The sequence below is a fragment of the Rhodovulum sp. 12E13 genome (genome assembly GCF_003340565.1).
GTDB lineage: Bacteria > Pseudomonadota > Alphaproteobacteria > Rhodobacterales > Rhodobacteraceae > HLUCCA09.
Genome location: NZ_QPLK01000003.1, coordinates 136861 through 162839, shown reverse-complemented (window position 1 = coordinate 162839; position 25979 = coordinate 136861). Strand labels below are relative to the sequence as shown.

The 25979-nt window shown below is 70.6% G+C and carries 28 protein-coding genes; 19 read left to right on the top strand and 9 right to left on the bottom strand.

What is annotated here, in order from left to right:
- Positions 1–64: 64 nt before the first annotated feature.
- The 17 genes from DLJ49_RS04020 (at position 65) to DLJ49_RS03940 (ending at position 14615) form a co-directional block, all read left to right on the top strand.
- Positions 65–1285, top strand: coding sequence for a DNA-packaging protein (locus DLJ49_RS04020; protein WP_369932484.1), 1221 nt, complete (start codon positions 65–67; stop codon positions 1283–1285).
- A 162-nt stretch (positions 1286–1447) separates the two neighbouring features.
- Positions 1448–2704, top strand: coding sequence for a phage portal protein (locus DLJ49_RS04015; RefSeq protein WP_115392229.1), 1257 nt, complete (start codon positions 1448–1450; stop codon positions 2702–2704).
- Positions 2701–3270 (top strand): HK97 family phage prohead protease, encoded by a 570-nt coding sequence (locus DLJ49_RS04010; RefSeq protein WP_115392228.1) that lies wholly within the window; start codon positions 2701–2703, stop codon positions 3268–3270. Before DLJ49_RS04015 ends, DLJ49_RS04010 begins: the two co-directional genes overlap by 4 nt.
- Before the next feature lie 64 nt (positions 3271–3334).
- The gene (locus DLJ49_RS04005) at positions 3335–4537 is read left to right on the top strand and encodes a phage major capsid protein (RefSeq protein ID WP_115392227.1); all 1203 of its coding nucleotides are present in this window, start codon (positions 3335–3337) and stop codon (positions 4535–4537) included.
- Positions 4538–4601: 64 nt separating this feature from the next.
- Positions 4602–5201, top strand: a complete 600-nt coding sequence (locus tag DLJ49_RS04000) for a head-tail connector protein (protein WP_115392226.1) — start codon at positions 4602–4604, stop codon at positions 5199–5201.
- Positions 5198–5545, top strand: coding sequence for a head-tail adaptor protein (locus tag DLJ49_RS03995; RefSeq protein ID WP_115392225.1), 348 nt, complete (start codon positions 5198–5200; stop codon positions 5543–5545). Before DLJ49_RS04000 ends, DLJ49_RS03995 begins: the two co-directional genes overlap by 4 nt.
- Positions 5542–5952 carry a DUF3168 domain-containing protein gene (locus DLJ49_RS03990; protein ID WP_115392224.1) on the top strand — a complete coding sequence of 137 codons (411 nt, stop codon included), beginning with the start codon at positions 5542–5544 and terminating at the stop codon, positions 5950–5952. The genes DLJ49_RS03995 and DLJ49_RS03990 overlap by 4 nt, the downstream gene beginning before the upstream one ends.
- A 47-nt stretch (positions 5953–5999) precedes the next feature.
- Entirely contained in the window at positions 6000–6413 is a 414-nt protein-coding gene (locus tag DLJ49_RS03985; protein WP_115392223.1) for a phage major tail protein, TP901-1 family, read from the top strand.
- A 3-nt stretch (positions 6414–6416) separates the two neighbouring features.
- The gene (locus DLJ49_RS03980; RefSeq protein ID WP_115392222.1) at positions 6417–6734 is read left to right on the top strand and encodes a gene transfer agent family protein; all 318 of its coding nucleotides are present in this window, start codon (positions 6417–6419) and stop codon (positions 6732–6734) included.
- Between the two features lie 4 nt (positions 6735–6738).
- Complete coding sequence (locus DLJ49_RS03975) at positions 6739–6933, top strand: rcc01693 family protein (RefSeq protein ID WP_115392221.1); 195 nt, start codon at positions 6739–6741, stop codon at positions 6931–6933.
- Positions 6923–7606: a phage tail tape measure protein gene (locus tag DLJ49_RS03970; protein ID WP_115392220.1), complete on the top strand. Its 684-nt coding sequence runs from the start codon at positions 6923–6925 to the stop codon at positions 7604–7606. Before DLJ49_RS03975 ends, DLJ49_RS03970 begins: the two co-directional genes overlap by 11 nt.
- A 10-nt stretch (positions 7607–7616) precedes the next feature.
- Complete coding sequence (locus DLJ49_RS03965) at positions 7617–8249, top strand: DUF2460 domain-containing protein (protein ID WP_115392219.1); 633 nt, start codon at positions 7617–7619, stop codon at positions 8247–8249.
- Positions 8246–9154 carry a DUF2163 domain-containing protein gene (locus tag DLJ49_RS03960; protein WP_115392218.1) on the top strand — a complete coding sequence of 303 codons (909 nt, stop codon included), beginning with the start codon at positions 8246–8248 and terminating at the stop codon, positions 9152–9154. Before DLJ49_RS03965 ends, DLJ49_RS03960 begins: the two co-directional genes overlap by 4 nt.
- Positions 9151–9606, top strand: a complete 456-nt coding sequence (locus DLJ49_RS03955; protein ID WP_115392217.1) for an NlpC/P60 family protein — start codon at positions 9151–9153, stop codon at positions 9604–9606. The genes DLJ49_RS03960 and DLJ49_RS03955 overlap by 4 nt, the downstream gene beginning before the upstream one ends.
- Positions 9607–9609: 3 nt before the next feature.
- Positions 9610–13614, top strand: a complete 4005-nt coding sequence (locus DLJ49_RS03950) for a baseplate multidomain protein megatron (protein ID WP_115392216.1) — start codon at positions 9610–9612, stop codon at positions 13612–13614.
- Positions 13607–14317 carry a DUF2793 domain-containing protein gene (locus DLJ49_RS03945; protein WP_115392215.1) on the top strand — a complete coding sequence of 237 codons (711 nt, stop codon included), beginning with the start codon at positions 13607–13609 and terminating at the stop codon, positions 14315–14317. Before DLJ49_RS03950 ends, DLJ49_RS03945 begins: the two co-directional genes overlap by 8 nt.
- 1 nt (position 14318) lies before the next feature.
- The gene (locus DLJ49_RS03940; RefSeq protein WP_115392214.1) at positions 14319–14615 is read left to right on the top strand and encodes a DUF7742 family protein; all 297 of its coding nucleotides are present in this window, start codon (positions 14319–14321) and stop codon (positions 14613–14615) included.
- Here DLJ49_RS03940 and DLJ49_RS03935 read toward each other — a convergent pair.
- The gene (locus DLJ49_RS03935) at positions 14612–14950 is read right to left on the bottom strand and encodes a TraR/DksA family transcriptional regulator (RefSeq protein ID WP_115392213.1); all 339 of its coding nucleotides are present in this window, start codon (positions 14948–14950) and stop codon (positions 14612–14614) included. The two genes, DLJ49_RS03940 and DLJ49_RS03935, sit on opposite strands and share 4 nt — an antisense overlap.
- Before the next feature lie 78 nt (positions 14951–15028).
- On the opposite strand from DLJ49_RS03935, the gene cysE reads away from it, so the two are divergent.
- Positions 15029–15850 (top strand): serine O-acetyltransferase, encoded by an 822-nt coding sequence (gene cysE / locus DLJ49_RS03930; protein ID WP_115392212.1) that lies wholly within the window; start codon positions 15029–15031, stop codon positions 15848–15850.
- Positions 15851–15949: 99 nt separating this feature from the next.
- Here the strand turns inward: cysE and DLJ49_RS03925 are convergent, their stop codons facing one another.
- From DLJ49_RS03925 to DLJ49_RS03905, 5 genes are all read right to left on the bottom strand, one after another.
- Positions 15950–17323 carry a pyruvate dehydrogenase complex dihydrolipoamide acetyltransferase gene (locus DLJ49_RS03925; RefSeq protein ID WP_115392211.1) on the bottom strand — a complete coding sequence of 458 codons (1374 nt, stop codon included), beginning with the start codon at positions 17321–17323 and terminating at the stop codon, positions 15950–15952.
- The gene (locus tag DLJ49_RS03920; RefSeq protein WP_115392210.1) at positions 17313–18140 is read right to left on the bottom strand and encodes a sulfotransferase family 2 domain-containing protein; all 828 of its coding nucleotides are present in this window, start codon (positions 18138–18140) and stop codon (positions 17313–17315) included. Before DLJ49_RS03920 ends, DLJ49_RS03925 begins: the two co-directional genes overlap by 11 nt.
- Positions 18141–18148: 8 nt before the next feature.
- The gene (locus DLJ49_RS03915; protein WP_115392209.1) at positions 18149–19534 is read right to left on the bottom strand and encodes a pyruvate dehydrogenase complex E1 component subunit beta; all 1386 of its coding nucleotides are present in this window, start codon (positions 19532–19534) and stop codon (positions 18149–18151) included.
- A 48-nt stretch (positions 19535–19582) separates the two neighbouring features.
- Entirely contained in the window at positions 19583–20614 is a 1032-nt protein-coding gene (gene pdhA / locus DLJ49_RS03910) for a pyruvate dehydrogenase (acetyl-transferring) E1 component subunit alpha (RefSeq protein ID WP_115392208.1), read from the bottom strand.
- Between the two features lie 259 nt (positions 20615–20873).
- Positions 20874–21176, bottom strand: coding sequence for an FtsB family cell division protein (locus DLJ49_RS03905; RefSeq protein ID WP_115392207.1), 303 nt, complete (start codon positions 21174–21176; stop codon positions 20874–20876).
- 149 nt (positions 21177–21325) lie between these two features.
- Between DLJ49_RS03905 and DLJ49_RS03900 the strand changes: the two genes are divergently transcribed.
- Positions 21326–22942, top strand: coding sequence for an acyl-CoA dehydrogenase family protein (locus DLJ49_RS03900; protein ID WP_115392206.1), 1617 nt, complete (start codon positions 21326–21328; stop codon positions 22940–22942).
- Positions 22943–22958: 16 nt separating this feature from the next.
- Here the strand turns inward: DLJ49_RS03900 and DLJ49_RS03895 are convergent, their stop codons facing one another.
- From DLJ49_RS03895 to DLJ49_RS03885, 3 genes are all read right to left on the bottom strand, one after another.
- A complete protein-coding gene (locus DLJ49_RS03895) occupies positions 22959–23156 on the bottom strand; it encodes a hypothetical protein (protein WP_115392205.1) in 198 nt (65 codons plus the stop codon).
- 164 nt (positions 23157–23320) lie between these two features.
- Positions 23321–24250: a class I fructose-bisphosphate aldolase gene (locus DLJ49_RS03890; RefSeq protein WP_115392204.1), complete on the bottom strand. Its 930-nt coding sequence runs from the start codon at positions 24248–24250 to the stop codon at positions 23321–23323.
- Positions 24251–24362: 112 nt separating this feature from the next.
- Positions 24363–25964, bottom strand: coding sequence for a hypothetical protein (locus DLJ49_RS03885; RefSeq protein WP_115392203.1), 1602 nt, complete (start codon positions 25962–25964; stop codon positions 24363–24365).
- Positions 25965–25979 lie beyond the last annotated feature (15 nt).

Genomic DNA, 25979 nt, shown 5'->3' with positions numbered 1-25979 from the left:
GCTGGGCGACGCCGCGGTAACGGCGCTCCCCTGGCTCTTCGAGGTCTGGGCCCTGCCGCACCAGTTGCCTCCCGCCGGTGACTGGCGCACCTGGGTGGTGCTGGGGGGGCGCGGCGCCGGCAAGACCCGCGCGGGCGCCGAATGGGTGCGCCGGATGGTCGAGGGCGGCACGCCCGAGGCGCCGGGTGCGGCGCGCCGGGTGGCGCTGGTGGGCGAGACGCTCGACCAGGCGCGCGACGTGATGGTGTTCGGCGAGAGCGGAATCGTCGCCTGCACGCCGCCGGATCGGCGCCCGCGCTGGCATGCGACGCGGCGACGGCTGGAATGGCCCAACGGCGCGCAGGCGCAGATCTTTTCGGCGCGCGACGCCGAAAGCCTGCGCGGCCCGCAGTTCGACGCTGCCTGGGCCGACGAGCTGGCCAAGTGGCCGCGGCCGGAAGCAGCATGGGACATGCTGCAGTTCGCGTTGCGCCTCGGCACGGACCCGCGGGCCTGCGTGACGACGACGCCGCGCAACGTGGCGGCGCTGAAACGGCTGGTGCACCTGCCCTCGACGGCGGTGACCCATGCCCCGACCGAGGCGAACCGGGCGCATCTGGCAGAGTCGTTCCTCGAGGAGGTTCGGGCGCGCTACGGCGGCACGCGGCTCGGCCGGCAGGAGCTCGACGGAGAATTGCTCGACGAGGCCGAGGGGGCGCTGTGGTCGCTCGCCACGCTCGAGGCAGCCTCGGTGCGCGAAGCGCCCGAGCTCGACCGGATCGTGGTCGCCGTCGATCCCCCGGCGACCGGCAGGACGGCGTCGGACCTGTGCGGCATCGTCGTGGCGGGCGTGAAGATGGAGGGACCGCCGCGCGACTGGGTGGGCTGGGTGCTGGAGGATCTGAGCCTCGCCGGCGCGTCGCCCTCGGCCTGGGCGCATCGTGCCGTGGCGGCGATGGATCGCTGGGGCGCCGACCGGCTGGTGGCGGAGGTCAATCAGGGGGGCGACATGGTCAAGCAGGTGCTCGACCAGTTCGATCCGACGCTGCCCTACCGCGCGGTTCACGCCACGCGGTCGAAGGCGATGCGGGCCGAGCCGGTCGCTGCGCTCTACGAGCAGGGGCGGGTGAAGCACCTGCCGGGGCTGGGCGAGCTGGAGGACCAGATGTGCCGGATGACCCTGCAGGGCTACGAGGGCACAGGCAGCCCCGACCGGCTGGACGCGCTCGTCTGGGCGCTGACGGAACTGATGATCCTGCCCGTGCGGCGGATGCGCGATCCCGGCATCCGGTCGCTCGAGCGGTGAACGGCGACTGACCGACACTCGAGGCGAAGGCAGAGCGGAGCGCGGCCCGAGGGCACGCCTCCGCCCCTTCCGGCCCGCCCCCTGCCGAGCCCGGCAGGGGGCCGGGTGGCGTGCGCCTCGCGGGGACCGCGGCCGGAAGGCCGGCGACGAAGGAGAGAGCGGATGGGATGGAGCTTGCCTTGGCGCCGCGCGGCGCCGCACGGGGACAAGAAGCAGCCGGGTGCCCCGGAGGCCGGCGCGGCGCCGCCGGTGCCGGTGCGGGCGGTGCCCTACCGTGGCCGCAAGGCCTCGGCGACGGGGGCGGTCGCGGCGGCGGCAGCGGGTGCGGGGCGGCCGGTCTGGTCGGCGCGCGACGTGGCGACGCTGACGCGCGCCGGCTTCGTTGGCAATCCTGTGGGCTTTCGCGCGGTGAAGCTGGTGGCCGAGGCGGCGGCGGCGCTGCCGCTCGTCTGCCAGGACAGGACGGCGCGCTACGAGACGCACCCGGTGCTCGACCTGATCCGGCGGCCCAATGCCGGGCAGGGGCGCGCGGAACTGCTCGAGGCCCTGTTCGCTCAGCTCCTCCTGACCGGCGACGGCTATGTCGAGGCCGTCGGCGGCGCAGGGCTGCCGGTCGAGCTGCATGTCCTGCGCTCGGACCGGATGACCGTGGTGCCGGGGGCCGATGGCTGGCCCGTGGCCTACGATTACACCGTAGGCGCAAGGACTCACCGTTTTGCCATGACGGGCGAGGTGCCGCCGATCTGCCACCTGCGCAGCTTTCACCCGCAGGACGACCATTACGGGCTCTCGCCCCTGCGCGCCGCGGCGCAGGCGGTCGACGTTCACAACGCCGCCTCGCGCTGGTCGAAGGCGCTGCTCGACAACGCCGCCCGGCCCTCGGGTGCGATCGTCTACAGCGGCGAGGACGGGGCGGGCACGCTGACGCCCGAGCAATACGACCGGCTTCTCGCAGAGATGGAGCAGCACCATCAGGGCGCGCGCAATGCCGGGCGGCCGATGCTGCTGGAGGGCGGGCTCGACTGGAAGCCGATGGGCTTCTCGCCGTCGGACATGGAGTTTCAGAAGACCAAGGAGGCGGCGGCGCGGGAGATCGCCACCGCCTTCGGCGTGCCGCCGATGCTGCTCGGCATTCCCGGCGACGCGACTTACGCCAACTATCAGGAGGCCAATCGCGCCTTCTATCGCCTGACCGTTCTGCCGCTGGCGTCTCGCGCGATGGCGGCTCTTTCGGCCTGGCTTGGGCGTTTCGTTCCCGACCAGGCGGTGGAGCTCAAGCCGGACCTCGACCTGGTGCCCGCGCTCGGTTCGGAACGCGAGGCGATGTGGCGGCGGATCGGCGAGGCCGACTTTCTGACGGACGCGGAGAAGCGGGCGCTGTTGGGGCTGCCGGCTCAGATGGAAGGGGACGCATCATGACGACCGCGAATGGCCCGGGCGAGACCGGGCTGGAGGTGAAATACTGCCAGACGAAGGCAGGACTGTCGCTCGTCGACGGCATGAAGGTGGAAGGCTACGCCTCGCTCTTCGGTCATCCCGACCGGAGCGGCGACGTCGTCCAGCCCGGCGCCTATGCCGCCTCGCTTGCGCAGCTCAAGGGCGAGGGGCGGAAGGTGAAGATGCTCTGGCAGCACGACCCGGCCCAGCCCATCGGCGTCTGGGACGAGGTGCGGGAGGACCGGCGCGGCCTGTTCGTGCGCGGACGGCTCCTGCGCGATGTGGCGCGGGGCCGCGAGGCGGCTGCGCTGGTCGAGGCGGGCGCGATCGACGGGCTGTCGATCGGCTACCGCACGAAGCGGGCGGAGCGGGACCGCGAAGGGCGGCGCCTCTTGCACGAGATAGAGCTCTGGGAGGTCTCTCTCGTGACCTTTCCGATGCTTGCCGAGGCACGGGTCGGGCGCAAGGACGAAGAGCCTTGCGGCGACCCGCTGCACGAACTGGTCGCGGCCATCGAGGCCGTCCGCCAGGAGATGGGCGCGGGCTGACGCGGCCAGGGCATCCGCCGACCGGACAGCAACGAACCGGACAACCACGACAATCGAGGAACCGATGAGCACGACCGACAGACCGGACGGGCGCGGGCCCGGTGCGCCCGAGACCAAGGGGGCCGGCGCCCCCGACCTGCGCGCGGCGCTGACAGGCTTTCTGAGCGACTTCAGGTCGTTCCGGGCCGAAACGCTGAAGAAGATCGACACACAGGAAGAGCGACTGACCATGCTGGACCGAAAGACCGCGCCGCTGGGGCGCCCCGCCCTCGCCGCGCCCGAGCACGACGACCTCGCCGCGCCGCACGTGAAGGCTTTCGAGGCCTACCTGCGCTCGGGAGATGACGATGCGCTGCGTGGGCTCGACTACGAGGCGAAGGCCATGTCGACGGCGGTGGCCGGCGACGGCGGCTACCTCGTCGACCCGGTGACCTCCGAGACGATCCGCTCGGTGCTTGACAGCACCGCCTCGATCCGCGCCATCGCCAACGTGGTCAACGTCGAGGCGGGCGCCTATGACGTGCTGGTCGACCGTGGCACCCTCGAGACCGGGTGGGCTGACGAGACGGCGGCGCAGACCGAGACGGGCACGCCGACGATCGAGCGCATCTCGATCCCGCTGCACGAACTCTCGGCGATGCCCAAGGCCAGCCAGCGGCTGCTCGACGACAGCGCCTTCGACATCGACGCCTGGCTTGCCACGCGCATTGCCGAGAAGTTCGCCCGCGCCGAGGCGGCGGCCTTCATCGGCGGCAACGGCTCGGGGCGGCCGCGCGGCTTCCTCGACCACACCATCGCCGACAACGCGACCTGGGCCTGGGGCGAGATCGGCTACGTCCCCTCGGGGGCAGACGGCGATTTCGGCTCTGCCGACGCGCTCATCGACCTGGTGTATGCGCTCGGCGCCACCTACCGCGCCAATGCGGCCTTCGTGATGAACTCCAAGACGGCCGGTGCGGTGCGCCGGCTGAAGGACAATGACGGCCGGTTCCTGTGGGCCGACGGGCTCGGCGCGGGCGAGCCCGCGCGCCTGCTCGGCTACCCCGTTCTGATCGCCGAGGACATGCCCGAGATCGCGACGAACGCGCCGGCAATCGCCTTCGGCGATTTCCACGCGGGCTACACGGTGGCCGAGCGCCCCGACATCCGGGTGCTGCGCGACCCGTTCTCGGCGAAGCCGAACGTGCTGTTCTACGCGACCAAGCGCGTGGGCGGGGACGTGACGGACTTTGCCGCGATCAAGGTGCTGCGCTTCTCGGCGACCTGATCTCTCCGGGGCGCGGGGGCAGTTTCGCCTCCGCGCCCGACGACGATGCGAGCGGAGAGATGGGATGATGCTGACCGAAGTGACGGCGGTGCCCACGCAGGTGCTGCCGGTATTGCAGTTCCGTGACCATCTGCGACTGGGCACGGGATTTGCCGATGACGGGTTCGAGGATGCGCTCCTCGAGACGTATCTGCGCGCGGCCATCGCGGCCGTCGAGGCGTGGACCGGCAAGGCGCTGCTGGCGCGGGACTTCGCGCTGGAGGTGCAGGACTGGACGGGCCCGGAGGCGCAGACCTTTCCGGTGGCGCCCGTGAGCGCGGTCGGTTCGGTCGTTCTGGTGGCGGCTGACGGGGCGCCGGAGACGGTCGACCCGGCACGCTACAGGCTGGTCGAGGACACGCATGTGCCGGAACTCAGGGGCGCGGCGGGCTGCCTGCCGACGATCCCCTTCGGCGGGCGGGCGCGCCTGGCCTTCACCGCAGGGTTCGGCGCCGACTGGGGCCTGGTGCCGCAGGATCTCGCCCACGCGGTGCTGATGCTTGCGGCCTACTACTACGAGTATCGCCACGAGGCGCGGATCGGAGCCGAGCGCATTCCCTACGGCGTGTCGCGGCTGATCTCGTCGTGGCGCGTGGTACGGCTCGGCCGGGGGGTGGCGCGATGAGCGCGCTGCAGCCCGTGCTGAACCGCCGCCTCGTGCTTGAGGCGCGGCGGCGCCAGCCGGATGGCGCGGGCGGCCATGTCGAGACCTGGGAGGCTCTCGGCGTCCACTGGGCCGAGGTGAAACCGCGGCGGGGCCGGGCGCTGGCGAGCGATGCGCTGCCGAAGGCGGTCATCCCTGTCGATATCGTGGTGCGCGCGATGGCTGCTGGCAGGCCCGGCCGCCCGCAGGCTGACCAGCGTTTCCGCGAGGGAACGCGCATGTGGCGGATCGAGGCGGTGACCGAGGCCGATCAGGGGGCGAACTTTCTGGTGTGCGCGGCGCGGGAGGAGGAGGTCAGCCCATGAGCTATGGAGCGGCGGCCGCGCTTCAGGCGGCAATCTACCAGACTCTGGTGGCGGACCCGGTTGTGCAAGCGCTTGCGGGTGGGCGGATCTACGATGCCGCGCCTGTGGGCGCAGTGCCCGATCTCTACGTCATGCTCGGGCCGGAAGATGCCCGCGACCGGGGCGACTTCACCGGCCACGCGGCGCGTCACGACTTCACCGTGAGCGTGGTGGCCGACACGGGCGGCTTCCACCGCGCCAAGGAGATCGCGGCAGCGATCTCGGACGTGCTGGTGGATGCACGCCCGGCCCTCTCGCGCGGCCGGGTGGTGCGGATGGACTTCGTGCGGGCGGCGGCCCGCCGGGTGGGGCGGGCAGCGCGGCGACGCATCGACATGCGCTTCGCCGCGCTGGTGGCCGAGGACTGAGCCTCGGGCGCACGTTTCCCGAAACACGAACAGGAAGGAGGTGGGCCATGGGAGCTCAATCCGGCAAGGATCTGTTGATCAAGATCGAGGCCTCGGGCGGCGGCGCCTTCGAGACCCTGGCAGGCCTGCGCGCGACACGGCTCAGCCTCAACGCGCAGACGGTCGACGTGACCACGCTCGACAGCCCGGGCGGATGGCGCGAACTGCTCGTCGGCGCGGGCGTGCGGAGCGCCTCGCTCTCGGGGTCGGGTGTGTTCAAGGACGCGGCAAGCGACACGCGTGCGCGGGAGGTCTTCTTCGGGCAGCAGGCGCCGGTCTTCCAGGTGATCGTGCCGGACTTCGGGACGATCGAGGGGCCGTTCCAGATCGCTGCCATCGAGTATGCCGGCGATTACGACGGCGAGGCCACCTACGAGGTGAGCATGGCCTCGGCCGGCGCGATCAGCTTCACCGCGGCCTGAACCATGGCCAATCCTTGGGCAGGGGAAGTTGCGGTCGTCGTCGACGGCGAGCGGCGGGTGGCGAAGCTGACGCTGGGAGCGCTGGCCGAGCTCGAGGCGGAGCTCGCCTGCGGGAGCCTCGTCGAGGTGATCGACCGTTTCGAGCAGGGCCGCCACAGCGCACGCGACGTGCAGGCGGTGCTCGTGGCGGGACTGCGCGGCGGCGGCTGGGACGTGACGGCGGCACAGCTGATCTCGTCCGACATCGAGGGGGGGCCGCTCTCGGCGGGCGCGGTGGCGGCGGAGCTGCTGGTGCGCGCCTTCGCCCTGCCGGAGCAGTGACGGCATGGACTGGCCGGGGCTTATGCGGCTGGGGCTGGGCGAGCTGCGGCTGGCCCCGGCCGCCTTCTGGGCCTTGACGCCCGCGGAGCTCTTGATTCTGGCGAGGCGCGACGGGGGCACGGCGCCGATGGCGCGGGCGCATCTCGACGCGCTCGCGGCCCGCTATCCCGACGAGACAGGAGGACGACATGGCCGATGAGGCAGAGCGCGGCGACGCGCTCGAGACGGAACTCGAGCGGTTGGAGGATCGGCTGGGTGGCGCGGGCGCAATGGTCGAGCGCTTCGACGCCGAACTCGCGCGGATGACGTGGAGCATGAGCCGGGCCCAGGCGAGTGCGAGCACGCTGTCGAACTCGATCAGCCGCGGTCTCAGGCGGGCCTTCGACGGGCTCGTTTTCGACGGCAAGTCGGCTGCGGACGCGCTGCGCACGGTCTCTGTGTCGATCGCGAACGCGACCTATTCGGCGGCGCTGCGCCCGATCACGAAGCAGCTCGGCGGGCTGGTCGGGCAGGGGCTGGCGCAGATCGGTGCCGTGGGCTTCGCCGATGGCGGCGTTTTCGCCGGAGGTCGTGCGATACCGGGGGGCGGGGCACGCGTGCGCGCCTTCGCACGCGGCGGTGTCGTCTCTGGTCCGACCACCTTCCCGATGCGGGGGGGCACCGGGCTGATGGGCGAGGCGGGGCCCGAGGCAATCCTGCCGCTCGAGCGGGGGCCCGACGGGCGGCTCGGCGTGCAGGCCGGCGGCGGTGCGCGGCCCGTGCAGGTGGTGATGAACGTGAGCACGCCCGACGTCGAGGGCTTCCGTCGCTCGAGCGGGCAGATCGCCGCGCAGGTGGGCCGCGCGCTCGCCCGCGGCCAGCGGAACAGGTGAGGGGGGCAGCATGGCCTTTCACGAGGTACGGTTCCCGGCATCGCTGAGCTTCGGTTCGAGCGGCGGACCGGAGCGGCGAACCGAGATCGTCACGCTGAGCAACGGCTTCGAGGAGCGTAACACGCCGTGGGAGGCCTCGCGGCGGCGCTTCGATGCCGGCCTTGGCATGCGCTCGATGGATGACATCGACGCGCTCATCGCCTTCTTCGAGGCGCGGCGGGGGCCGCTGCACGGCTTTCGCTGGAAGGACTGGGGCGACTGGCGATCCTGCGCGCCGTCTGCCGAGGTTGCCGCGACGGATCAGTGGATCGGCGCGGGCGACGGGATGCGACAGTCCTTCGAGCTGCTCAAGACCTATGTCTCGGGACCGGAAAGCTGGACGCGCCGGATCGCCAAGCCCGTTTCGGGCACCGTGCGCGTGGCGATCGACGGGGTGGACCAGGTAGAGGGCATCGACTGGACGCTGGATGCCGCGACGGGTGTCGTGGCCTTCGTCGTGCCGCCGGGCCCGGGAACGGGGGTGACCGCCGGTTTCGAGTTCGACGTTCCGGTTCGGTTCGACACGGATCGGCTCGATATCTCGTATGCCGGCTTTGTCGCCGGCGAGGTGCCGACCGTGCCTGTCGTGGAGATCCGGACATGAGCGGGGGGCGCGAGGCACTGCTGGCCGAGCTGGGCACCGGCGCGACGCTGACCTGCCGTGCCTGGGCCCTTGAGCGGAAAGACGGTGCGCGGCTGGGTTTCACCGACCACGACCGGGATCTGGCGTTCGACGGCTGGGAGTTCCGTGCCGAGACCGGCATGAGCGCAGGTGCGTTGACGCAGACAACGGGTCTCGCGATCGACAACGTGGAAGCTGCGGGTGCGCTGTCTTCTTCGGCGATCGCGGAGGACGACATCGCGGCGGGACGATACGACGGGGCCGCTGTGACCTGCTGGCTGGTCGACTGGACCGACGTCGCGCGGCGTATGGTGCTCTTTCGCGGCACGCTGGGCGAGGTGACATGGGGCACCGGCGCCTTTCGCGCGGACCTGCGCGGGCTCACCGAAGAGCTGAATCAGCCCCGCGGGAATGTCTATCAGCGGATTTGTGGCGCGGTTCTGGGCGACAGGGGCTGCGGCGTCGACCTCGGCGATCCCGCCTTTTCGGCCGAGGTGGCCGTCGAGGATGTCGATGGCAGCCGCAAGTTCCGTTTCACTTCGCTGCAGGGCTTCGCGGACGGATGGTTCGCCCGCGGGCGGCTGCGCGTCCTGACAGGAGCGGCGGCGGGTCTCGTCGGTCAGGTGCGCGACGATTGGCTCGGAGCCTCCGACCGGACGCTCGAACTCTGGCAGGATTTGCGCGCGCCGGTCTCCGTGGGCGATATGGTGCGCGTAGAGGCCGGCTGCGACAAGGCACTGGAGACGTGCCGCAGCAAGTTTGGCAATGTCGTGAACTTTCGCGGCTTTCCCTACATCCCCGGCGACGACTGGGTGACGACCTATCCTCAGCGTTCGGGGCTGAACGATGGCGGCAGCTACCGGCCCCGAACGCGGGACCTGACATGAGCGGGGCCCGGGTGGTCGCCGCCGCGCGATGCTGGCTGGGCACTCCCTACCGGCACCAGGCCTCGCGACGCGGCGCAGGGTGCGATTGCCTCGGACTCGTGCGGGGCGTCTGGCGCGCGCTCTACGGATGCGAGCCGCAAGCCATCCCGCCCTACAGCCCGGACTGGGGTGAGCCGCAGGGCCGCGAGGTGCTGTGGGAGGCGGCACGGCGCCATCTGCGAATGCGGAGAGCGGACGAGCCGGGCGCGGCGGGCGACCTGCTGTTGTTCCGCATGCGGGCGCGCGGGGTGGCCAAGCACCTCGGCATCGCGGCGGAGGGGGCTGCCGGCCCGACCTTCATCCACGCCATGAGCGGGCGCGGGGTTGTTGAGAGCGCGCTCTCCGCCCCCTGGGCGCGGCGCGTCGTGGCGCGGTTCGTCTTTCCCGATACTGACACGGACACGCGAGGCTGAGGCATGGCGACGATCCTTCTTTCGGCGGCTGGCGCCGCGATCGGCGGGGCTGTGGGCGGCTCTGTGCTTGGCCTTTCCTCGGTCGTGATCGGGCGAGCCATTGGTGCGACGGTCGGCCGGGTCATCGACCAGCGGCTGATGGGGGCGGGCAGCGACGTCGTCGAGATCGGCAAGCTGTCGCGCTATCGGGTGACGGGAGCGAGCGAGGGCACGGCGATGGCCCGCACGTATGCCCGCACGCGCGTGGGCGGGCAGGTGATCTGGTCGACACGGTTCAAGGAGCGGGTTCGCAAGGAGGACGTCGGTGGCAAGGGCGGCGGTGGCGCCACGACCAAGACCTATTCCTACTCTGTCAGTCTCGCTGTCGCGCTGGGCGAGGGCCCGATCCTGCGGGTGGGCCGTGTCTGGGCCGACGGGATCGAGATCGGGCGCGACGAGCTCGACATGCGGGTTTACCCCGGTGACGAGGATCAGCTTCCCGATCCGCTGATCGAAGCAGTGGAAGGGGCAGGCAATGCGCCCGCCCATCGCGGCACGGCCTATGTGGTGATCGAGGGGCTGGAGCTCGGGCCGTTCGGCAACCGGGTGCCGCAGCTGTCGTTCGAGGTGGTCCGCCCGACCGACGAGCAGGTGGTGCCGGAAGACATGCGGAGCCTGTCCAGCATGATCCGCGGGGTGGCGCTGGTGCCCGGCTCGGGCGAATACGTGCTCGAGCCCGGTCGGGTCACGCGCACGCCCGAGCCGGGCAGGACGGAGGCGCTCAACCACAATGCGCCTGGGCTGGAGGCCGATTTCCGTGTGGCGATGCGCCAGCTCGAGGAGGAGTTGCCGCTCGCAGAATCGGTAACGATGGTCGTCTGCTGGTTCGGCGACGACCTGCGCTGCGGAGAGTGCAGGCTGCGCCCCAAGGTCGAGCAGACCGAGATCGATGCCGACAACCTGCCGTGGTTCGTGAGCGGCGTGGCGCGCGAGGACGCACAGGTCGTGCCGCTCGTCGATGGCCGGCCAATCTATGGCGGCACGCCCACGGACCAATCGGTGATCGCCGCCATCGCGGAGATGCGGGCAGCCGGCAAGCACGTGATCTTCTACCCGTTCATCCTGATGGACCAGATGGCGGGCAACACGTTGCCCGATCCGTGGAGCGGCGAGATCGGTCAGCCGAACCTGCCGTGGCGCGGGCGGATCACGACGTCGCTTGCCCCGGGCGTGCCGGGGACGCCGGACCGGACGGCGACGGCCGAGGCGGAGGTGGCGGACTTCTTCGGAACTGCGCAGCCGAACGATTTCGAGGAGGTCGAGGTCGCGCCGCCCGTGCCCGAGAGCAACGAGGGCGAGGGGCAAGACACGATGAGCCTCATGACGTCCGCCTCGCCGCCGCCTCCGCGGCCGGCCGTGGCCTATACGGGGCCGGAGGACTGGGGTTACCGGCGGTTCATCCTGCACTATGCCCATATCTGCAAGGCGGCGGGCGGCGTCGACGCCTTTTGCATCGGCTCGGAAATGCGCGCGCTCACGCAGATTCGCGGATCGAGCGACAGCTTTCCCGCCGTGGCCGCGATGCGGACGCTGGCGCAGGAGGTGCGCGACATCCTCGGACCCGACTGCAGGATCGGCTACGCCGCCGACTGGTCTGAGTATTTCGGCTACCAGCCGGCCGACGGGTCGGGCGACGTCTATTTCCACCTCGATCCGCTCTGGGGCGACCCCGCGGTCGATTTTGTCGGCATCGACAACTACATGCCGCTCTCCGACTGGCGTGAAGGGCTGGAGCATCTGGACGCGCAGGACGGCACGTCGGCCATCTACGACATCGCCTATCTCAGGCGCGGCGTCGCAGGCGGAGAGGGGTTCGACTGGTACTACCCCGACAAGGCGGCGCGCGATGCACAGAACCGGCTGCCGATCGAGGACGGTGCCCATGGAGAGCCCTGGATCTACCGCTACAAGGATCTGCGCAGTTGGTGGCAGAATGCCCATCACGAGCGGCGGGGCGGCGTGCGGCAGGCCGAGCCGACCGAATGGGTGCCGATGTCGAAGCCGATCTGGTTTACCGAGTTCGGCTGCGCAGCGGTCGACAAGGCGACGAACCAGCCCAACAAGTTCATCGACCCCAAGTCGTCGGAATCGCGGCTGCCCTGGTACTCGACGGGTCAGCGGGACGAGCTTATCCAACAGCAGTACCTCCGTGCCGTGATCTCCTACTGGGAGGACCCTTCGAACAACCCGGTCAGCCCGGTCTATGGCGGGCCGATGCTCGACATGGCGCGCGCGCATGTCTGGGCGTGGGACACGCGGCCCTTTCCCCAGTTTCCCAACCGGCTCGACCTGTGGTCGGACGGCGAGAATTATGCCCGCGGACACTGGCTGAACGGGCGGACCTCGCACGAGTCGCTGGCCGCCGTCATCTATGACATTTGCCACCGCTCGGGCTTGACGGGGGTCGACGTCGCCCACGTCCACGGTCTCGTGCGCGGCTACGAGGCGGACATGGGCGGGGGCGCTCGGGGTGCGCTGCAGCCGCTTCTGCTTGCCTATGGTGTCAACGCGGCCGAGCGCGAGGGCAACCTGCGCTATGCGATGCGAACGGGGCGGAGCACGACGGCGCTCTCGACGGGCGTTCTGGCCGTGCGCCCCGAGATCGACGGCGATCTCGAGATGTCGCGCGCGCCGGTAGCAGAGAGCCCGGGGCGAGTGCGGCTGGCCTTCGTGCGCGCAGGGGGCGATTTCGAGACGGCGGCGACCGAGGCGGCGTTTCCGGGCGAGGAAGCCAAGACGCCTGCAGCAAGCGAGGTGCCGCTGGTACTGGGCGAGGCAGAGGCGCAGGGCATGGCCGAGCGCTGGCTGGCCGAGGGGCGGGTGGCACGAGACGCGGCGCGCTTTGCGCTGCCGCCCTCGGCGCTCGGTCTCGGCGCGGGCGACGTCGTGACTCTCGAGGGTGCGAACTGGCGGATCGACCGCGTGGAGATGGGCGAGGGCCAGCTCGTCGAGGCCATGCGGGTCGAGCCGGGCTCTTACGAGACGGCGCCGGCCGAGGAGGCCCCCGCGCCCGCTCGGCCCTTCGTGGCGCCGGTGCCGGTGGCACCCTTGTTCCTCGACCTGCCGTTGATGACCGGTGCGGAGGTGCCGCACGCGCCGCATCTCGCCGTCGCGGCCGAGCCGTGGCCCGGCCCTGTTGCAGTGCTGAGCGCGGCGTCGGACGCGGGCTACGAGCTTGACCGGCTGGTGCGCACCTCGGCCACGCTGGGGCGGACGCTCGATGCGATGCCCGCTGCGCGATCGGGCCGGTGGGACAGGGGCGCGCCGGTGCGGGTGCGGATGGCGACCGGAGGCGTGCTCGCCTCGGTCGATGTTGCGCCCCTTCTGTCCGGTGCAAACCTCTTCGCCATCGGTTCCGGCAAGCCGTCGGGGTGGGAGCTGTTCCAGGCGGCGCACGCGGACCTTGTTGGCGACGACACATGGGCGCTCTCGCTGCGATTGCGCGGCCAGCTCGGAACTGAGGCCGACATGGCACCGGAGTGGCCGGCGGGCTCGCACGTCGTCGTCATCGATCCGACGCTCGTGCAGGTCGGCCTGGCGGCTTCGGCCCGCGGGCTAGAGCGGCACTTCCGGATCGGGCCGGCGGGGCTGCCGCTCGACGACCCCGCGATTTTGCACCTCGTCGCCGCCTTTCAGGGCGTGGGGCTGAGGCCTTACGCGCCGGTGCATCTGCGGGTCGCGGACCGCGGGAATGACGGGCTCGACCTCACTTGGGTCCGCCGGACGCGGATCGACGGCGACAGTTGGGTCGGAGAGGACGTGCCGCTGGGCGAGGAAGCGGAGCGCTACCGCGTCCGGGTGCTCGGCCCGGCAGACGCGATCCTGCGCGAGGTCGATGTGACAGCTCCGGCTTGGACGTGGAGTGCCGCAGCACGCGCGGCGGATACGGGCGCCACGGCGCTCGCGGTGGCGCAGGTCAGCCAGGCTTACGGTGCCGGCCCCTACAGAAGGATCGAACTCGATGGATGAGACGCCGAATCTCGGCCTGCCGCTGGTGATGCCCGGCCAGGCGCAGAAGCATGTGACGGTCAACGAGGCGCTCCTGCGGCTCGACGCTGCGGCGCAACTGGTGCTCGAGGAGGCCGCGCGCGCCGACCCGCCGGCATCCGCGCCTGACGGCGCCTGCTATGGCGTGGGGCCGGCTGCCACGGGGGCGTGGTCCGGACAGCAGGGCAGGGTGGCCGTAGCCGACAATGGCGGCTGGTCGTTCCTTGACCCGCTTCCCGGCTGGCGCGCGTGGGATGCGGGCGGGGGGCAGGCGCTGCTCCGCGTGGGCGGAGGCTGGGTGCCGGAGGGTGTGTCGCGCACACCTTCGGGCGCGGCGGCGCGCTTCATCACGGTGGAGGCGCTGCACGACGTGGTGCCGGGGGGCGACAACCTGACGGCCCTCGCCATCCCTGCGCAGGTGACGCTCTTTGCCGCCTCGGCGCGGGTGGTGAGCGAGGTCACCGGCACGGCCACGACGTGGAGGCTGGGCGAGGCGGGTGCGACGAACCGCTTCGGCTCGGGGCTCGGCCGCGCGGCCGGGAGCTATGCAGACGGGCTGCTGGGGCAGCCGCAGGCCTATTATGCGCCGACGCCGCTTGTCGTGACGGGAGAGGGCGGGGATCTTGCCGGCGGGCAGATCCGCCTTGCGCTCCATTATCTCGCCTTCGACCTGCCGGGAGCGTGAGATGCGCCGTCCGCTTCCGGGCGACATCGCGGCGGTCGCCCGCGTCCTGCTCGCTCTGCCGCCCTCGGCCCGTCCGCTTCGCCTCGCCCGCCTGATCGCGGCGGCCGAGGCGGCGGACGCGCACCGGCAGACCGTGGGCCGCGCGCATCCGCGTTGGGGAACCGGCAGTCTCATGGCCGCTGCGAGCGGGATGCCGAAGGCGGCCGATCCGGGCTTCGGCGACGACGAGTATTGCCGGTGCTGGGTGTTGACGCTCGAGGCGCTGATCCGTCACCGGGTGCGGTGCGCGGGGCGCTAGCCGGATGCGCATGACACGCAGAGGGGCGTGGTAGGGTCTATCTCGAGTCGCTTTTCGGGAATGTCCTCGCCGCAGTCGCTGCACTCGCCGAACGACCCGTCGTCGACGCGCGCTAGGGCGGCGGCGATCCGGCGAGCCGCTGCGGCGCGCCGGCGCCCGCCAGCCTGCGCCATCGCCTGGTTCTGCAGCGCGTCCATCCGGGCGAGCCGGCCGACCGACTGCTGATCGAGCTCGACCGGCTTCTGCCCGTCCTTCCCCATCTCCTCCGCTCTTTCCAGCTCGGCGAGCATTTGCTCGAGTTGCATCCGGAACGCGGCCTGCCGTTCAGGCGTCATGTTGCCTCGCTTCCCCTTTGCCGGCTGACAACGCAGACCTAACTTCGATAGGTGTCAAGGCGGGAGAGGAGATGCGCGATGCCGACGCCGAGAGAACGCCGGGCGGAACTGACTGCAATCGATCCGGCGTGGAGTCGCATCCGGGACGAGGCGCAGGCCGCCATCGAGGATGAACCCCTCCTCGGTGGCATGATGCAGCTCTCCGTTCTGCACCACGATACGCTCGAGCGAGCGCTCTCGTACCGGATCTCCGTCAAGCTCGTCTCGGGCGAGATGTCGGAGCAGATCCTGCGCGAGATCGCCGACGAGGCGATCACGGCAGATCCCGCGATCGGCCAGGCCGCCCGCGCCGACCTCGTGGCGACGCAGGAGCGAGACCCAGCCTGCGAGCGCTTCCTCGAGCCATTGCTCTACTTCAAGGGGTTCCAGGCGCTGCAGGCGCACCGCGTCGCCCACTGGCTCTGGGCGGAGGGGCGGCGCGACATGGCGCAATTTCTCCAGGCCCGCGTTTCGGAGGTGTTCGGCGTCGACATCCATCCCGCCGCGGTCATGGGGCGTGGCATCATGATCGACCACGCCCATTCCATCGTGATCGGCGAGACCGCTCGCGTTGGCGACAATGTCTCGATGCTGCATTCGGTGACGCTCGGCGGCACCGGCAAGGAAGACGGCGACCGGCACCCCAAGATCGGCGATGGCGTACTGATCGGGGCGGGGGCCAAGGTGCTCGGCAACATCCAGGTCGGGCAGTGTTCGCGCATCGCGGCAGGCTCCGTCGTGCTGCAGGACGTGGAGCCGCGCAAGACGGTCGCCGGCATCCCCGCACGCGTGGTGGGGGAGAGCGGCTGTCCCACGCCGTCGCTTTCGATGGATCACCTGTTTCCCGCGGGCAGCGACTAGGCTCCGACTGCAAGGCGCTTGCAAGCGCCTTGTCCACGCGCTTTCGAAAGCGCGTCGGAACGGCCTTGCAAGGCCGTTCTCCCGCGCCAGCGACACGTTTCAGGCCAGCATGGCGATCGGGTTCTCCAGATTGTCGACGATGGCCTGCAGAAGCTCGGCCCCCAGGGCCCCGTCGATCACACGGTGATCCACCGACAGCGTGACCGACATCACGGTCGCGATCGTCAACTCCCCGTCCTCTCCGACAACCGGTTTCTTCACCCCGGCGCCCACCGCGAGGATCGCGCCGTGCGGCGGGTTGATGACCGCGTCGAAGTTGTCGATGCCGAACATGCCGAGGTTCGACACCGCGAAGGTGCCGCCCTGGTATTCGTGCGGAGCGAGCTTGCGCTCGCGGGCGCGCGCCGCGAGATCCTTCATCTCGGAGGAGAGCGCGGAGAGCGACTTGGTGTCGGCATCCTTCAGGACCGGCGTGAAGAGGCCGCCCTCGATCGCCACGGCGACCGCCACGTCGGAGGGCTGCAGGCGCAGCAGCCGGTCGCCGGCCCAGACGGCGTTGGCCGCGGGCACCTGCTGTAGCGCCATTGCGCAGGCCTTGATGATGAAGTCGTTCACCGACAGCTTCACGCCCCGCGACTCGAGCTTGCCGTTCAGCTCCGACCGGAAGCCGAGCAGCGAATCCAGACGGATCTCGCGGCGCAGGTAGAAATGCGGGATCGTCTGCTTGGCCTCGGCCAGGCGTGCGGCGATCGTCTTGCGCATGCCGTCGAGCTTGACCTCTTCGTAGGGGCGGCCCTGGTACATCTGCGCCACGGCTTCGGCGGTCGGGCCGGCAGCTGCTGGCGCTGGTGCGGCGATGGGCGCCACGCCTGCGTCACGACTGGCGACCGGTGCGGCCGCCGACGTCGCCCGCGGGGCCTGGGCACCCTCGACATCCGCCTTCACGATCCGGCCCTTCGGGCCGGACCCCTTGATCTCCGTAAGATCGAGGCCCCGCTCGGCGGCGATGCGACGGGCGAGAGGCGAGGCGAAGATGCGACTGCCATCTGATGCGCGGGCCGCAGCGGGCGCGGGCGCGACCTCTGCGGTCGGCGCGGGCGCTGGGCCAGAGCCGCGGCCATAGCCCTGCACGGGTTCCGTCTGGCCCGAGGGCTCGGCCGGTGCCGTCTGCGACGAGGCGGGGGCCTCCTTCGGGGCGTCGGAACTCGCGGCGATCTCGTCGGCGCTCTCGCCCTCGCCAAGCAGCACCGCGATGGGGCTGTTGACCTTCACCCCCTCGGTGCCCTCGGCCACGAGCAGCTTGCCGATCGTACCCTCGTCGACGGCCTCGAACTCCATCGTCGCCTTGTCGGTCTCGATCTCGGCCAGCAGATCGCCGGACGAGACGGTGTCGCCCTCCTTGACCAGCCACTTGGCGAGGGTCCCCTCTTCCATGGTGGGAGAGAGCGCGGGCATGAGGATTTCAGTCGGCACGTGGCTGTTCCCTTGGGCTTGCGGTCGGCTGGGCCGACCAGGCGACGAGCGACGCGTGGAGCGCAGCGTCCTCGGAGTAGTAGCGGTTGACGAAGTCGTGCACCTCGGCGAGGTCGGTGATGCCGAGGCGCTTCGTGGCGCTGTCGCGGTGGGTGATGAGCGGCAGGGCGAAGCGCTTCAGTGAGGCGTGCAGCCCCGCCGGCGCATGGCGCCACAAGAAGGCGTTGATCGCATAGGCAGGGCGGACGAGCGCCCGCGACCGGAAGGAGAGATCGCGGTTGCGCTTCTCCTCTCCCTCGAGCGGCACCCCGGCGAGGTGTCCGATGTCCTCGAGCATCTGGCCCACGCGGGTCATTGGGAAGAGCCGATCGACGATCCGCTCGCCGTCGAGATCAACGAAATCCACCTGCCGCTGGAAGAAGGCCAGATCGTGACGGGCCCAGTCGGGCGCGCCTTCCAGCCGATCGATCATGCGCCGCACGGCGTCATGCAGTTCGGTTCGCGACATCTCAGTGGGGTAGACATGCTCGTAGAAGTGGAGAGTCTGGCGGAGCGACGAGCCGAAGCGGTCCAGAGGATCGCGGATGACGGCGAAGCTGTTGTAGTCGCGCAGTTTCTGCAGCACCTCAGGAAAGGCCCTGGCCAGCATCCGCAGCGGGATGTGCGCGAAATCGACGCGTCCGAGCCCCGGGTGCTCCTTTGGACGCTCGAAGAAGCCGTCGCAACTGTCGAAGCGACGGATCCGGGCGCGGACGGTGGTTCCCGCACATTTTGGGATGTGGACAAAGGCAAAGCGGTGCGGATCGCAGATCAGCATGGCCGAGACTATCGGTAACAGACCGACTTGGCCGCCTCGACGATCTCCTCCACCGTCACCAGCGCCAGCTTCTCGAGGTTGGCGGCGTAGGGCATCGGCACATCCTTGCCCGTGCAGGTCAGCACCGGCGCGTCGAGCCAGTCGAAGGCGTGCGTCATGATGTAGGACGCCATGTGGTTCGACATCGAGGCGACCGGAAACCCTTCCTCGACGGTGATGCAGCGGTTGGTTTTCTGCACGCTCGCGATCACGGTGTCGTAGTCGATGGGGCGCAGGGTGCGCAGGTCGACGATCTCGGCCTCGATCCCGTCCTTGGCCAGCTCCTCGGCCGCCTGCGTGGCATGGCTCATCCCGATGCCCCAGCTCACGATCGTCAGGTCGGACCCCTCGCGGTGAATGCGCGCCTTGCCGAAAGGCACGGTGAAATCCTCCAGCACCGGCACCTCGAAGGAGCGGCCGTAAAGGATCTCGTTCTCGAGGAATATCACCGGGTTGGGGTCGCGCACCGCCGACTTGAACAGGCCCTTGTAGTCGGCCGCGGTGTAGGGCATCGCCACCTTCAGCCCGGGGATCGAGGCATACCAGGCCGCGTAATCCTGGCTGTGCTGGGCGGCGACGCGGGCCGCCGCGCCGTTGGGCCCGCGGAAGACCATCGGGCAGCCCATCTGCCCGCCCGACATGTAGAGCGTCTTGGCGGCCGAGTTCACGATCTGGTCGATCGCCTGCATGGCGAAGTTGAACGTCATGAACTCGACGATGGGCCTGAGCCCGCCGAAGGCCGCGCCGACGCCGAGGCCGGCAAAGCCGTGCTCGGTGATCGGCGTGTCGATCACCCGGCGCGCGCCGAACTCGTCGAGGATGCCCTGCGTGATCTTGTAGGCACCCTGATACTCGGCCACCTCCTCGCCCATGATGAAGACGGTCTCGTCGCGCCGCATCTCTTCGGCGATGGCGTCGCGCAGGGCCTCGCGCACCGTCTGGGTGCGGAACTCGGTGCCTTCGGGCACCTCCGGCTCGGTGGCCTCTGCGGGTTTCGGCTGGACCGGGGCAGGGTGCTGCATCCCCGCCGCCGCCTGATCCTCAGAGTTCTGTGCCTTGTCCTTCGGCACCGGCGCGGTGCCACGCTCGATCTCGACATCCTCGGCGCTCTCGCCCTCGTCCACCAGCAGCGCGATCGGCGTGTTGACCTTCACTGCCTCGGTGCCCTCGGGGATCAGGATCTTGCCGACGACGCCCTCGTCGACCGCCTCGAACTCCATCGTCGCCTTGTCGGTCTCGATCTCGGCGAGGATGTCGCCCGAGCTGACAGTGTCGCCCTCCTTGACCAGCCACCTGGCCAGCGTGCCTTCCTCCATGGTCGGCGACAGCGCGGGCATGAGCACTTCAGTTGCCATCGGTCGTGTCCCTCAGTTCCAGCCGCTTATCCACGCATCCCCCGGTCATCAGATCGCAACCCCCTGCGGCGTCTCGGTGGCGTAGATGTCGGTCCACAGTTCCGACGGGTCGGGCTCGGGGCTCTCCTTTGCGAACTCGGCCGCCTCGTTGATGATCTCCTTCACCTCCTTGTCGACGGCTTTCAGCTCGTCCTCGGTGGCGTGGCCGGCGTCGATCAGCAGCTTGCGGACGTGTTCGATCGCGTCACGCTCCTCGCGGATCTTCTGCACTTCGTCTCGGGTGCGATACTTGGCCGGGTCCGACATGGAGTGGCCGCGGTAGCGGTAGGTCATGATCTCGAGGATGTAGGGCCCCTTCCCGGCGCGGGCGTGCCTGACGGCCTTCTCGCCGGCGGCCTTCACCGCCAGCACGTCCATCCCGTCGACGGCCTCGCCGGGGATGCCGTAGGCCGCTCCCCGTTCCCAGAAGTCGGGCGAGGTGGTGGCGCGCTTCACGCTCGTGCCCATCGCGTACTGGTTGTTCTCGATCACGAAGATGCAGGGCAGCGACCAGAGCTGCGCCATGTTGTAGGTCTCGGCCACCTGGCCCTGGTTGGCCGCGCCATCGCCGAAATAGGTGAAGGTGACGCGGTCGGTGCCGAGATACTTCTGCGAAAACGCGAGGCCGGCCCCGATCGGCACGTTGGCACCGACGATACCATGCCCGCCGTAGAAGTCCTTCTCCTTCGAGAACATGTGCATCGAGCCGCCCTTGCCCTTGGAATAGCCGCCCTCGCGGCCGGTGAGCTCGGCCATGACGCCCTTGGGGTCCATCCCGCAGGCCAGCATGTGGCCGTGGTCGCGGTAGGTGGTAATACGCTTGTCGCCCTCCTCGGCGGCGGCCTCGAGCCCGACGACGACCGCCTCCTGCCCGATGTAGAGGTGGCAGAAGCCGCCGATCAGCCCCATCCCGTAGAGCTGGCCCGCCTTTTCCTCGAAGCGGCGGATCATCAGCATCTCGCGGTAGTAGTGAAGCAACTCCTCCTTCGAGGCGCTCGGCTTCGCGTCCGCCTTCTTGGTGGTGGTGCGCCGTGCTGCCATGCCCCGGCCCTCCCTCGCCAGAAATGGTTCAACCTTGAACGACTCCCTAGCAGAGGCGCGCCCGGTCTTCACCCCGAAAAATGCCGCAACCGCCCCGGCCCACGGGCGGCGCATTGGCGCGGGGGAGGGGGGCGCCCCGCGACGCCGGGAGCGCCTCGGCAGGGCCGCGCATCGCGGGCGCCCGGTTCGCCTGCCATCCACCGCGCGTGGAAGCGCGACACTGTCGAAAGGCGTTGGCGGGGCCGCTCGACAGCCCGGCCTAGCGAATGACGATTTCCTCGGGGCGCAGCAGGCCCAGCACGTCGCGCGCGCGCTCGTCGAGCAGGTCGAGATCGAGGAAGTCGTCCGACAAGCGGCGCGTGAGGTTCTCCATCCGCGCCACCTCGACCTCGAGCGCGGCGCGCTCCGCCTCGAGCGACTTGATCTCGGCCTCGATGGCGATTCGGCGGAACAGGCCGTAATCGCCCTGCACTGCGGCGAAGGTGAAATACCCGGCGAGCGACAGGCAGATCACGAAGACGATCGCATCGGTCAATCCACGGGTCTGGCTGGGCTGTTTCATGCACCCGTCTTTCCTGCCTCGGCGGCCTCTGGCGGACCGTGGCAGCAGTGATTACACACCGATCCGTCCATTGAAATCCCCCGAGAGATGCGCCGCAGCAACGCCACGTCCGCTTTGGCAGATTGGCCACGGCTCGCTAGACTGCACCAATGCACGGCATCTCTCCGCCCCCTGCCGCAGAGTTCGCCACCCACGAGGTGACGAACCAGCCGGAGATGGGCGGCGATCGCGATGTCCTGGCGTCCGACCGGGCCCTCGCTGCACTCGCGCCCGCCTTCGGCGCGGACATGGCCGCGCTTCGCCCGCTTGCCGACGAACTGGGGCGCGAGGCGACGCGCGAGGCCGCCCGCGCCGCGCAGCGCCAGAAGCCCGAACTGGTGACGTTCGACCGGGCGGGGCGGCGGCTCGACGAGGTGCGCTTTCACCCCGCTTACCACGACCTGATGCGCCTCGGCCTCGAGGCGGGCTATGCCGCCGGCCCCTGGACGGGCGGGCGCCATGCCACCCATGCCGCGATGGTCTACCTGTTCAGCCAGGTCGAGCCGGGCGTCTGCTGCCCCATGACGATGACCTACGCCGCACTGCCGGCGCTCGTCGCCGCCCCCGAGCTCGACGCTCTCTGGCGACCCCGTCTCACTGCCGCGGCCTACGACCCGGCCATCGCTCCCGTCGCGACAAAGCGCGCCGCGACGCTCGGCATGGCAATGACCGAGAAGCAGGGCGGCTCCGACGTGCGCGCCAATTCCACCCGTGCCGAGCGCGAAGGCCACGCCTACCGGCTGACCGGGCACAAGTGGTTCTGTTCGGCGCCGATGTCCGACGGGTTCCTGACGCTCGCGCAGGCGTCGGGCGGGTTGACCTGCTTCCTCGTGCCCCGCTGGCTGGCCGAGGGGCGCAATGCCATCCACCTGATGCGGCTGAAGGACAAGCTGGGCAACACCGCCAATGCCTCGGCCGAGATCGAGTATCACGGCGCGCTTGCGCACCGGCTGGGCGCGGAGGGCGACGGCGTGCGCACCATCGTCCGCATGGTGCATCACACCCGCCTCGATACCGCCATGGCGCCGGCTGGCCTGATGCGCGCTGCGCTCGACGAGGCGCTGCGATGGTGTGCGGGGCGAACGGCGTTCCAGAAACGGCTGATCGACCAGCCGCTGATGCGCGCCGTCCTCGCCGACCTCGCGCTCGACACCGTGGGCGCGCTGGCGCTGGGGTTGCGGGTCGCGCGGGCCTTCGACGCGGGCGAGGCACCCTTCGCCCGCGTCGCGGTGGCGCTGGCCAAATACCTCTCCAACAAGCGCTGCCCGACCGTGGTGGCCGAGGCGATGGAGGCATTGGGCGGCATGGGCTACGTCGAGGACACGCCGTTGCCGATGCTCTACAGGGAAGCGCCGCTCAACGGAATCTGGGAAGGGTCGGGCAACGTGATCTGCCTCGACGCGCTGCGCACGCTCGCGCGCGAGCCCGAGGCGGCCGAGGCGCTGGCGGTCGAGCTCGACGCTGCGCGCGGCCTGAATGCCGCCTACGATACGGCGCTCTGCGCGAGCCGCGACCGGTGGCCGTCGCTGCCGGACGAGGCCGAGGCCCGGGCCTTTGCCGAGCGGACGGGCGCGCTGCTCACCGCGGCCGTGCTGCTTCGGTCGGGGCCGCCCGCGGTTGCCGAGGGCTACGCGGCCACGCGACTGGGGCAGGGGGGGCGAGGCCTGACCCCGGGCACCGCCCGGCTCGGTGCCGGGCCGATCCTCGGGGCGATGGGCTGGGGCTGAACGTGCGGCCGAAAGATCAGGCGGCCATGCGGCGCAAAAGCCGGCGCATCCCGTCGCCGATGCCGACCACCGTGCCGAGGAAGAGCAAGACGAAACCCGCCGGTGCGGCCAGGCTCGCCTCGGGCGTGCCGCTCGCGCCGATGCCGGCGAGGTATTGGGCGTCGATCCACAGAAGCGCCGCCCCGATGACTACCGCGACCGTTCCGACCTGCATGCGCTTTCTCCCGGAGATTTCGTAACCTCCGGATAGACCTTGCGCGCGCCGGCTTGAAGCGTGCCGTGCCGCATTGGGCGGGTTTCCGCCCGTTCGGGCGCCAGCACGTTCGCCATCGGGCACGTCTCTCCCCCGGGGCCGCGCGGGGCGCGGCCCGACAGCCGTCAGGCGCGGCCCTTGTAGATGTCGACGAGCTTGTTCAGCATTTCCAGCGCCTCGCCCCGGTCGCGCTGGAAGCTGTTGCGCCCGATGATCGAGCCGTTGCCGCCGCCGTCGCGGATCGCGCGGGCGTCGTCGTAGACCCCGTCGACCCCCTTCTTGGCCCCGCCAGAGAAGACGATCAGCCGCCGCCCGTCGAAGGCCGAGCGCACGCAGTCGGCCACCCGCGCGGCCTGAGTCGAGATGTCGATGCCCTCGCTCTCGTAGACCTTTTTTGCCTCGGGCTGCTCAAGGTGGTCGGTCGACAGCTTCACCTTGATGATGTGCGCCCCCAGAAGCGCCGCGATATGGGCGGCATAGGCGGTGACGTCGGCTGCCGTCTCGCCCTCCTTCGACAGCGCCTCGCCGCGGGGATAGGACCAGATCACCGTCGCGAGGCCGCAGGCCGCCGCCTCGCGCCGCATCTCGACGATCTCCTCGAACATGTCGAGCGCCATGTCCGAGCCGGGATAGATGGTAAAGCCGATGGCCGCGCAGCCGAGCCGCAGCGCGTCGTCGACGCTCGCCGTCACCGCCTGGTTCTTGCCGGCGCCCGGGCCCATCAGCGAGTTGGCGCTGTTCACCTTCAGGATCGTCGGGATCTGGCCGGCGAAGGTGTCGGCGCCCGCCTCGAGCGGCCCCAGCGGCGCGGCATAGGCGTTGAGCCCCGCATCGATCGCCATGCGGTAATGATAATGCGGGTCGTAGGCGTCTGGGTTCGGCCCGAACGAGCGCGCCGGCCCGTGCTCGAAGCCCTGGTCGACGGGCAGGATGATCATCTTGCCGGTGCCGCCGAGCTTGCCCGCCATCAGCATCTGGCAGAGCTTGCCCTTCACGCCGGGGGTCTCGCCCTCGTAATTCGCGAGGATGCGCTGAACGGTGCGGGTCGCCTTCATGGTGCTTGATCCTTCCTGGTGGCCTCTGCCCTCGGGCGCGGGGTAAGGGCCGACAGGCCGTCGTGCAAGCACGATTGCGGCGGCGGTGGCCGCAAAGCGGCTGGCGCGGCCCTCACTGCGCCTGTCCGAGCCAGAGCGCGAGCGCCGCCGCCGCTGCCTCGTCCTCGACCGCGCTCCATGCCGAGCCGCCACCGGCCATGCGCGCGTCGATCTCTTCCAGAAGGGCGCGGCCTTCGGGGTCGCCGCTCGCGCCGATCAGCCGGGCGAGCGTGGCGGCGTGGCGGTAGCTGCGCACTGCCCCTTGCCCCGTCAGGCGGGCCTGCGCGAGATCCGACAGCACGGCGCGACCGGCGCCCGCCACGGCGTCGAGCGGGCCGGCAAGCGTGTCCTGCGCGGCGAGGGCGGCGACCGGCGGCACCTGCCGCTCCAGCCGGTCGAGCCGGGCCGCTGCGCCTGGCGCGCCTGCCGCGGCCGCCCGCAGCGCCCAGCCGTAGGCGGCCTCGGGGTCGCGGGTCTCGAGCGCCTCGGCGAGCAACGCCGCCGCATCGGCATCGCCCGTCCCGGCCAGCCCCTCGAGCAGCGCCACGCCCGCTGCGACATCGCGCGGCGCGCCGATCCCGGTGACGAGCGCCCGGCCGACGTCGAGGCGGGCGTCGGGGGCGATCCCGCTCTCCGTGCCGCCCTGCACGGCTTCCAGCGCGGCGCGCAGGGCCGCCCGCGGCACCGGCCCGGCCGCTGCGCCCGTGCCGTGGGCGATCACCGGGGCGAGGGCGGCGAAGGCTTCGGCCGGCGCGTCGTTCCATGCCGGGTCGAGATAGACAGGCGCTCCCGCCGGAATCTGCGTGGCGAGCTCGAGCCGCCCCGGCTCGGCGAGGAACGCCGTCCACGCCTCGACCGCGCTGTCGACGAAGCGGCGCTGTTCCTCGCTCAGGGTCGCGCCCGCCTCGGCGCCGCCCCCCATGCCGATCACCGCCGAGCCGAGAAACCCCTCGACGAGGAAGGCCGCCGAGCCTGCGTCGAGCAGTTGCGGCGGCAGGAGCGGCGCGACGGATGGCCAGCCCCCGAGATCCTCGAGGCCCAGCGACGCCTCTTCGAGAAAGGCCACCGGCTGCGGTTCCTCCATCTCGTCGTCGGCCTCGAACCAGAGGTAGTCGAACCGGGCCGCGAGATCGGCGGCGGCAAAGCCCGGCGCGGTGGCGCGCAGCGTCATCTGCGCCCCCGCGCTCGGCACGTCGTAGTCGAGCGTCGCCGCCACGTAAGACAGCGCCACCTCGGACCGACCGACCGCAGCCAGCGCCGCGCGCCCATCCGGGGGCAGACAGGCGGCCGGAACGGAGACGCCGTGCGCCGCGAGCCGCATCTTCGCCCGATCGGTCACGGTCAGCGGGCTGCCCTGCACCGCGACACGGGCGACCTCGATCGCGCAATCGCCCGCCTCGTCCCAGTCGAGGAAGGGCCAGACCCGAAGGTCGGTGAGCGTGGCGCGGGCGCCGAGCACATCGACGCTCATTGCGCCATACACGATGTCGGCCTGCGTCCGTGCCGTCATCAGCAGCGATTGCAGCACGCTCTCGGCCACGCGGTCGGGCGAGAACACATCGGCCCAGCCCTGGCCATGCCCCGTTCCGGGCAGGGCGGACACCGCGATGGCGGCAGCGAGCGCAAGGGGGACCGGCCTGCGACGGCGGGCAGTGCGGCGGGCGGGGATGGTCATGGCAGGCACCTCGGG

What these genes read in the sequence shown, in the direction of transcription:
- DLJ49_RS04015 (WP_115392229.1), top strand. Translation starts at nt 1,448, where the DNA reads ATGGGATGGAGCTTGCCTTGGCGCCGCGCGGCGCCGCACGGGGACAAG.
- DLJ49_RS04010 (WP_115392228.1), top strand. Translation starts at nt 2,701, where the DNA reads ATGACGACCGCGAATGGCCCGGGCGAGACCGGGCTGGAGGTGAAATAC.
- DLJ49_RS04005 (WP_115392227.1), top strand. Translation starts at nt 3,335, where the DNA reads ATGAGCACGACCGACAGACCGGACGGGCGCGGGCCCGGTGCGCCCGAG.
- DLJ49_RS04000 (WP_115392226.1), top strand. Translation starts at nt 4,602, where the DNA reads ATGATGCTGACCGAAGTGACGGCGGTGCCCACGCAGGTGCTGCCGGTA.
- DLJ49_RS03995 (WP_115392225.1), top strand. Translation starts at nt 5,198, where the DNA reads ATGAGCGCGCTGCAGCCCGTGCTGAACCGCCGCCTCGTGCTTGAGGCG.
- DLJ49_RS03990 (WP_115392224.1), top strand. Translation starts at nt 5,542, where the DNA reads ATGAGCTATGGAGCGGCGGCCGCGCTTCAGGCGGCAATCTACCAGACT.
- DLJ49_RS03985 (WP_115392223.1), top strand. Translation starts at nt 6,000, where the DNA reads ATGGGAGCTCAATCCGGCAAGGATCTGTTGATCAAGATCGAGGCCTCG.
- DLJ49_RS03980 (WP_115392222.1), top strand. Translation starts at nt 6,417, where the DNA reads ATGGCCAATCCTTGGGCAGGGGAAGTTGCGGTCGTCGTCGACGGCGAG.
- DLJ49_RS03975 (WP_115392221.1), top strand. Translation starts at nt 6,739, where the DNA reads ATGGACTGGCCGGGGCTTATGCGGCTGGGGCTGGGCGAGCTGCGGCTG.
- DLJ49_RS03970 (WP_115392220.1), top strand. Translation starts at nt 6,923, where the DNA reads ATGGCCGATGAGGCAGAGCGCGGCGACGCGCTCGAGACGGAACTCGAG.
- DLJ49_RS03965 (WP_115392219.1), top strand. Translation starts at nt 7,617, where the DNA reads ATGGCCTTTCACGAGGTACGGTTCCCGGCATCGCTGAGCTTCGGTTCG.
- DLJ49_RS03960 (WP_115392218.1), top strand. Translation starts at nt 8,246, where the DNA reads ATGAGCGGGGGGCGCGAGGCACTGCTGGCCGAGCTGGGCACCGGCGCG.
- DLJ49_RS03955 (WP_115392217.1), top strand. Translation starts at nt 9,151, where the DNA reads ATGAGCGGGGCCCGGGTGGTCGCCGCCGCGCGATGCTGGCTGGGCACT.
- DLJ49_RS03950 (WP_115392216.1), top strand. Translation starts at nt 9,610, where the DNA reads ATGGCGACGATCCTTCTTTCGGCGGCTGGCGCCGCGATCGGCGGGGCT.
- DLJ49_RS03945 (WP_115392215.1), top strand. Translation starts at nt 13,607, where the DNA reads ATGGATGAGACGCCGAATCTCGGCCTGCCGCTGGTGATGCCCGGCCAG.
- DLJ49_RS03940 (WP_115392214.1), top strand. Translation starts at nt 14,319, where the DNA reads ATGCGCCGTCCGCTTCCGGGCGACATCGCGGCGGTCGCCCGCGTCCTG.
- DLJ49_RS03935 (WP_115392213.1), bottom strand. Translation starts at nt 14,950, where the DNA reads ATGACGCCTGAACGGCAGGCCGCGTTCCGGATGCAACTCGAGCAAATG.
- cysE (WP_115392212.1), top strand. Translation starts at nt 15,029, where the DNA reads ATGCCGACGCCGAGAGAACGCCGGGCGGAACTGACTGCAATCGATCCG.
- DLJ49_RS03920 (WP_115392210.1), bottom strand. Translation starts at nt 18,140, where the DNA reads ATGCTGATCTGCGATCCGCACCGCTTTGCCTTTGTCCACATCCCAAAA.
- DLJ49_RS03915 (WP_115392209.1), bottom strand. Translation starts at nt 19,534, where the DNA reads ATGGCAACTGAAGTGCTCATGCCCGCGCTGTCGCCGACCATGGAGGAA.
- pdhA (WP_115392208.1), bottom strand. Translation starts at nt 20,614, where the DNA reads ATGGCAGCACGGCGCACCACCACCAAGAAGGCGGACGCGAAGCCGAGC.
- DLJ49_RS03905 (WP_115392207.1), bottom strand. Translation starts at nt 21,176, where the DNA reads ATGAAACAGCCCAGCCAGACCCGTGGATTGACCGATGCGATCGTCTTC.
- DLJ49_RS03900 (WP_115392206.1), top strand. Translation starts at nt 21,326, where the DNA reads ATGCACGGCATCTCTCCGCCCCCTGCCGCAGAGTTCGCCACCCACGAG.
- DLJ49_RS03895 (WP_115392205.1), bottom strand. Translation starts at nt 23,156, where the DNA reads ATGCAGGTCGGAACGGTCGCGGTAGTCATCGGGGCGGCGCTTCTGTGG.
- DLJ49_RS03890 (WP_115392204.1), bottom strand. Translation starts at nt 24,250, where the DNA reads ATGAAGGCGACCCGCACCGTTCAGCGCATCCTCGCGAATTACGAGGGC.
- DLJ49_RS03885 (WP_115392203.1), bottom strand. Translation starts at nt 25,964, where the DNA reads ATGACCATCCCCGCCCGCCGCACTGCCCGCCGTCGCAGGCCGGTCCCC.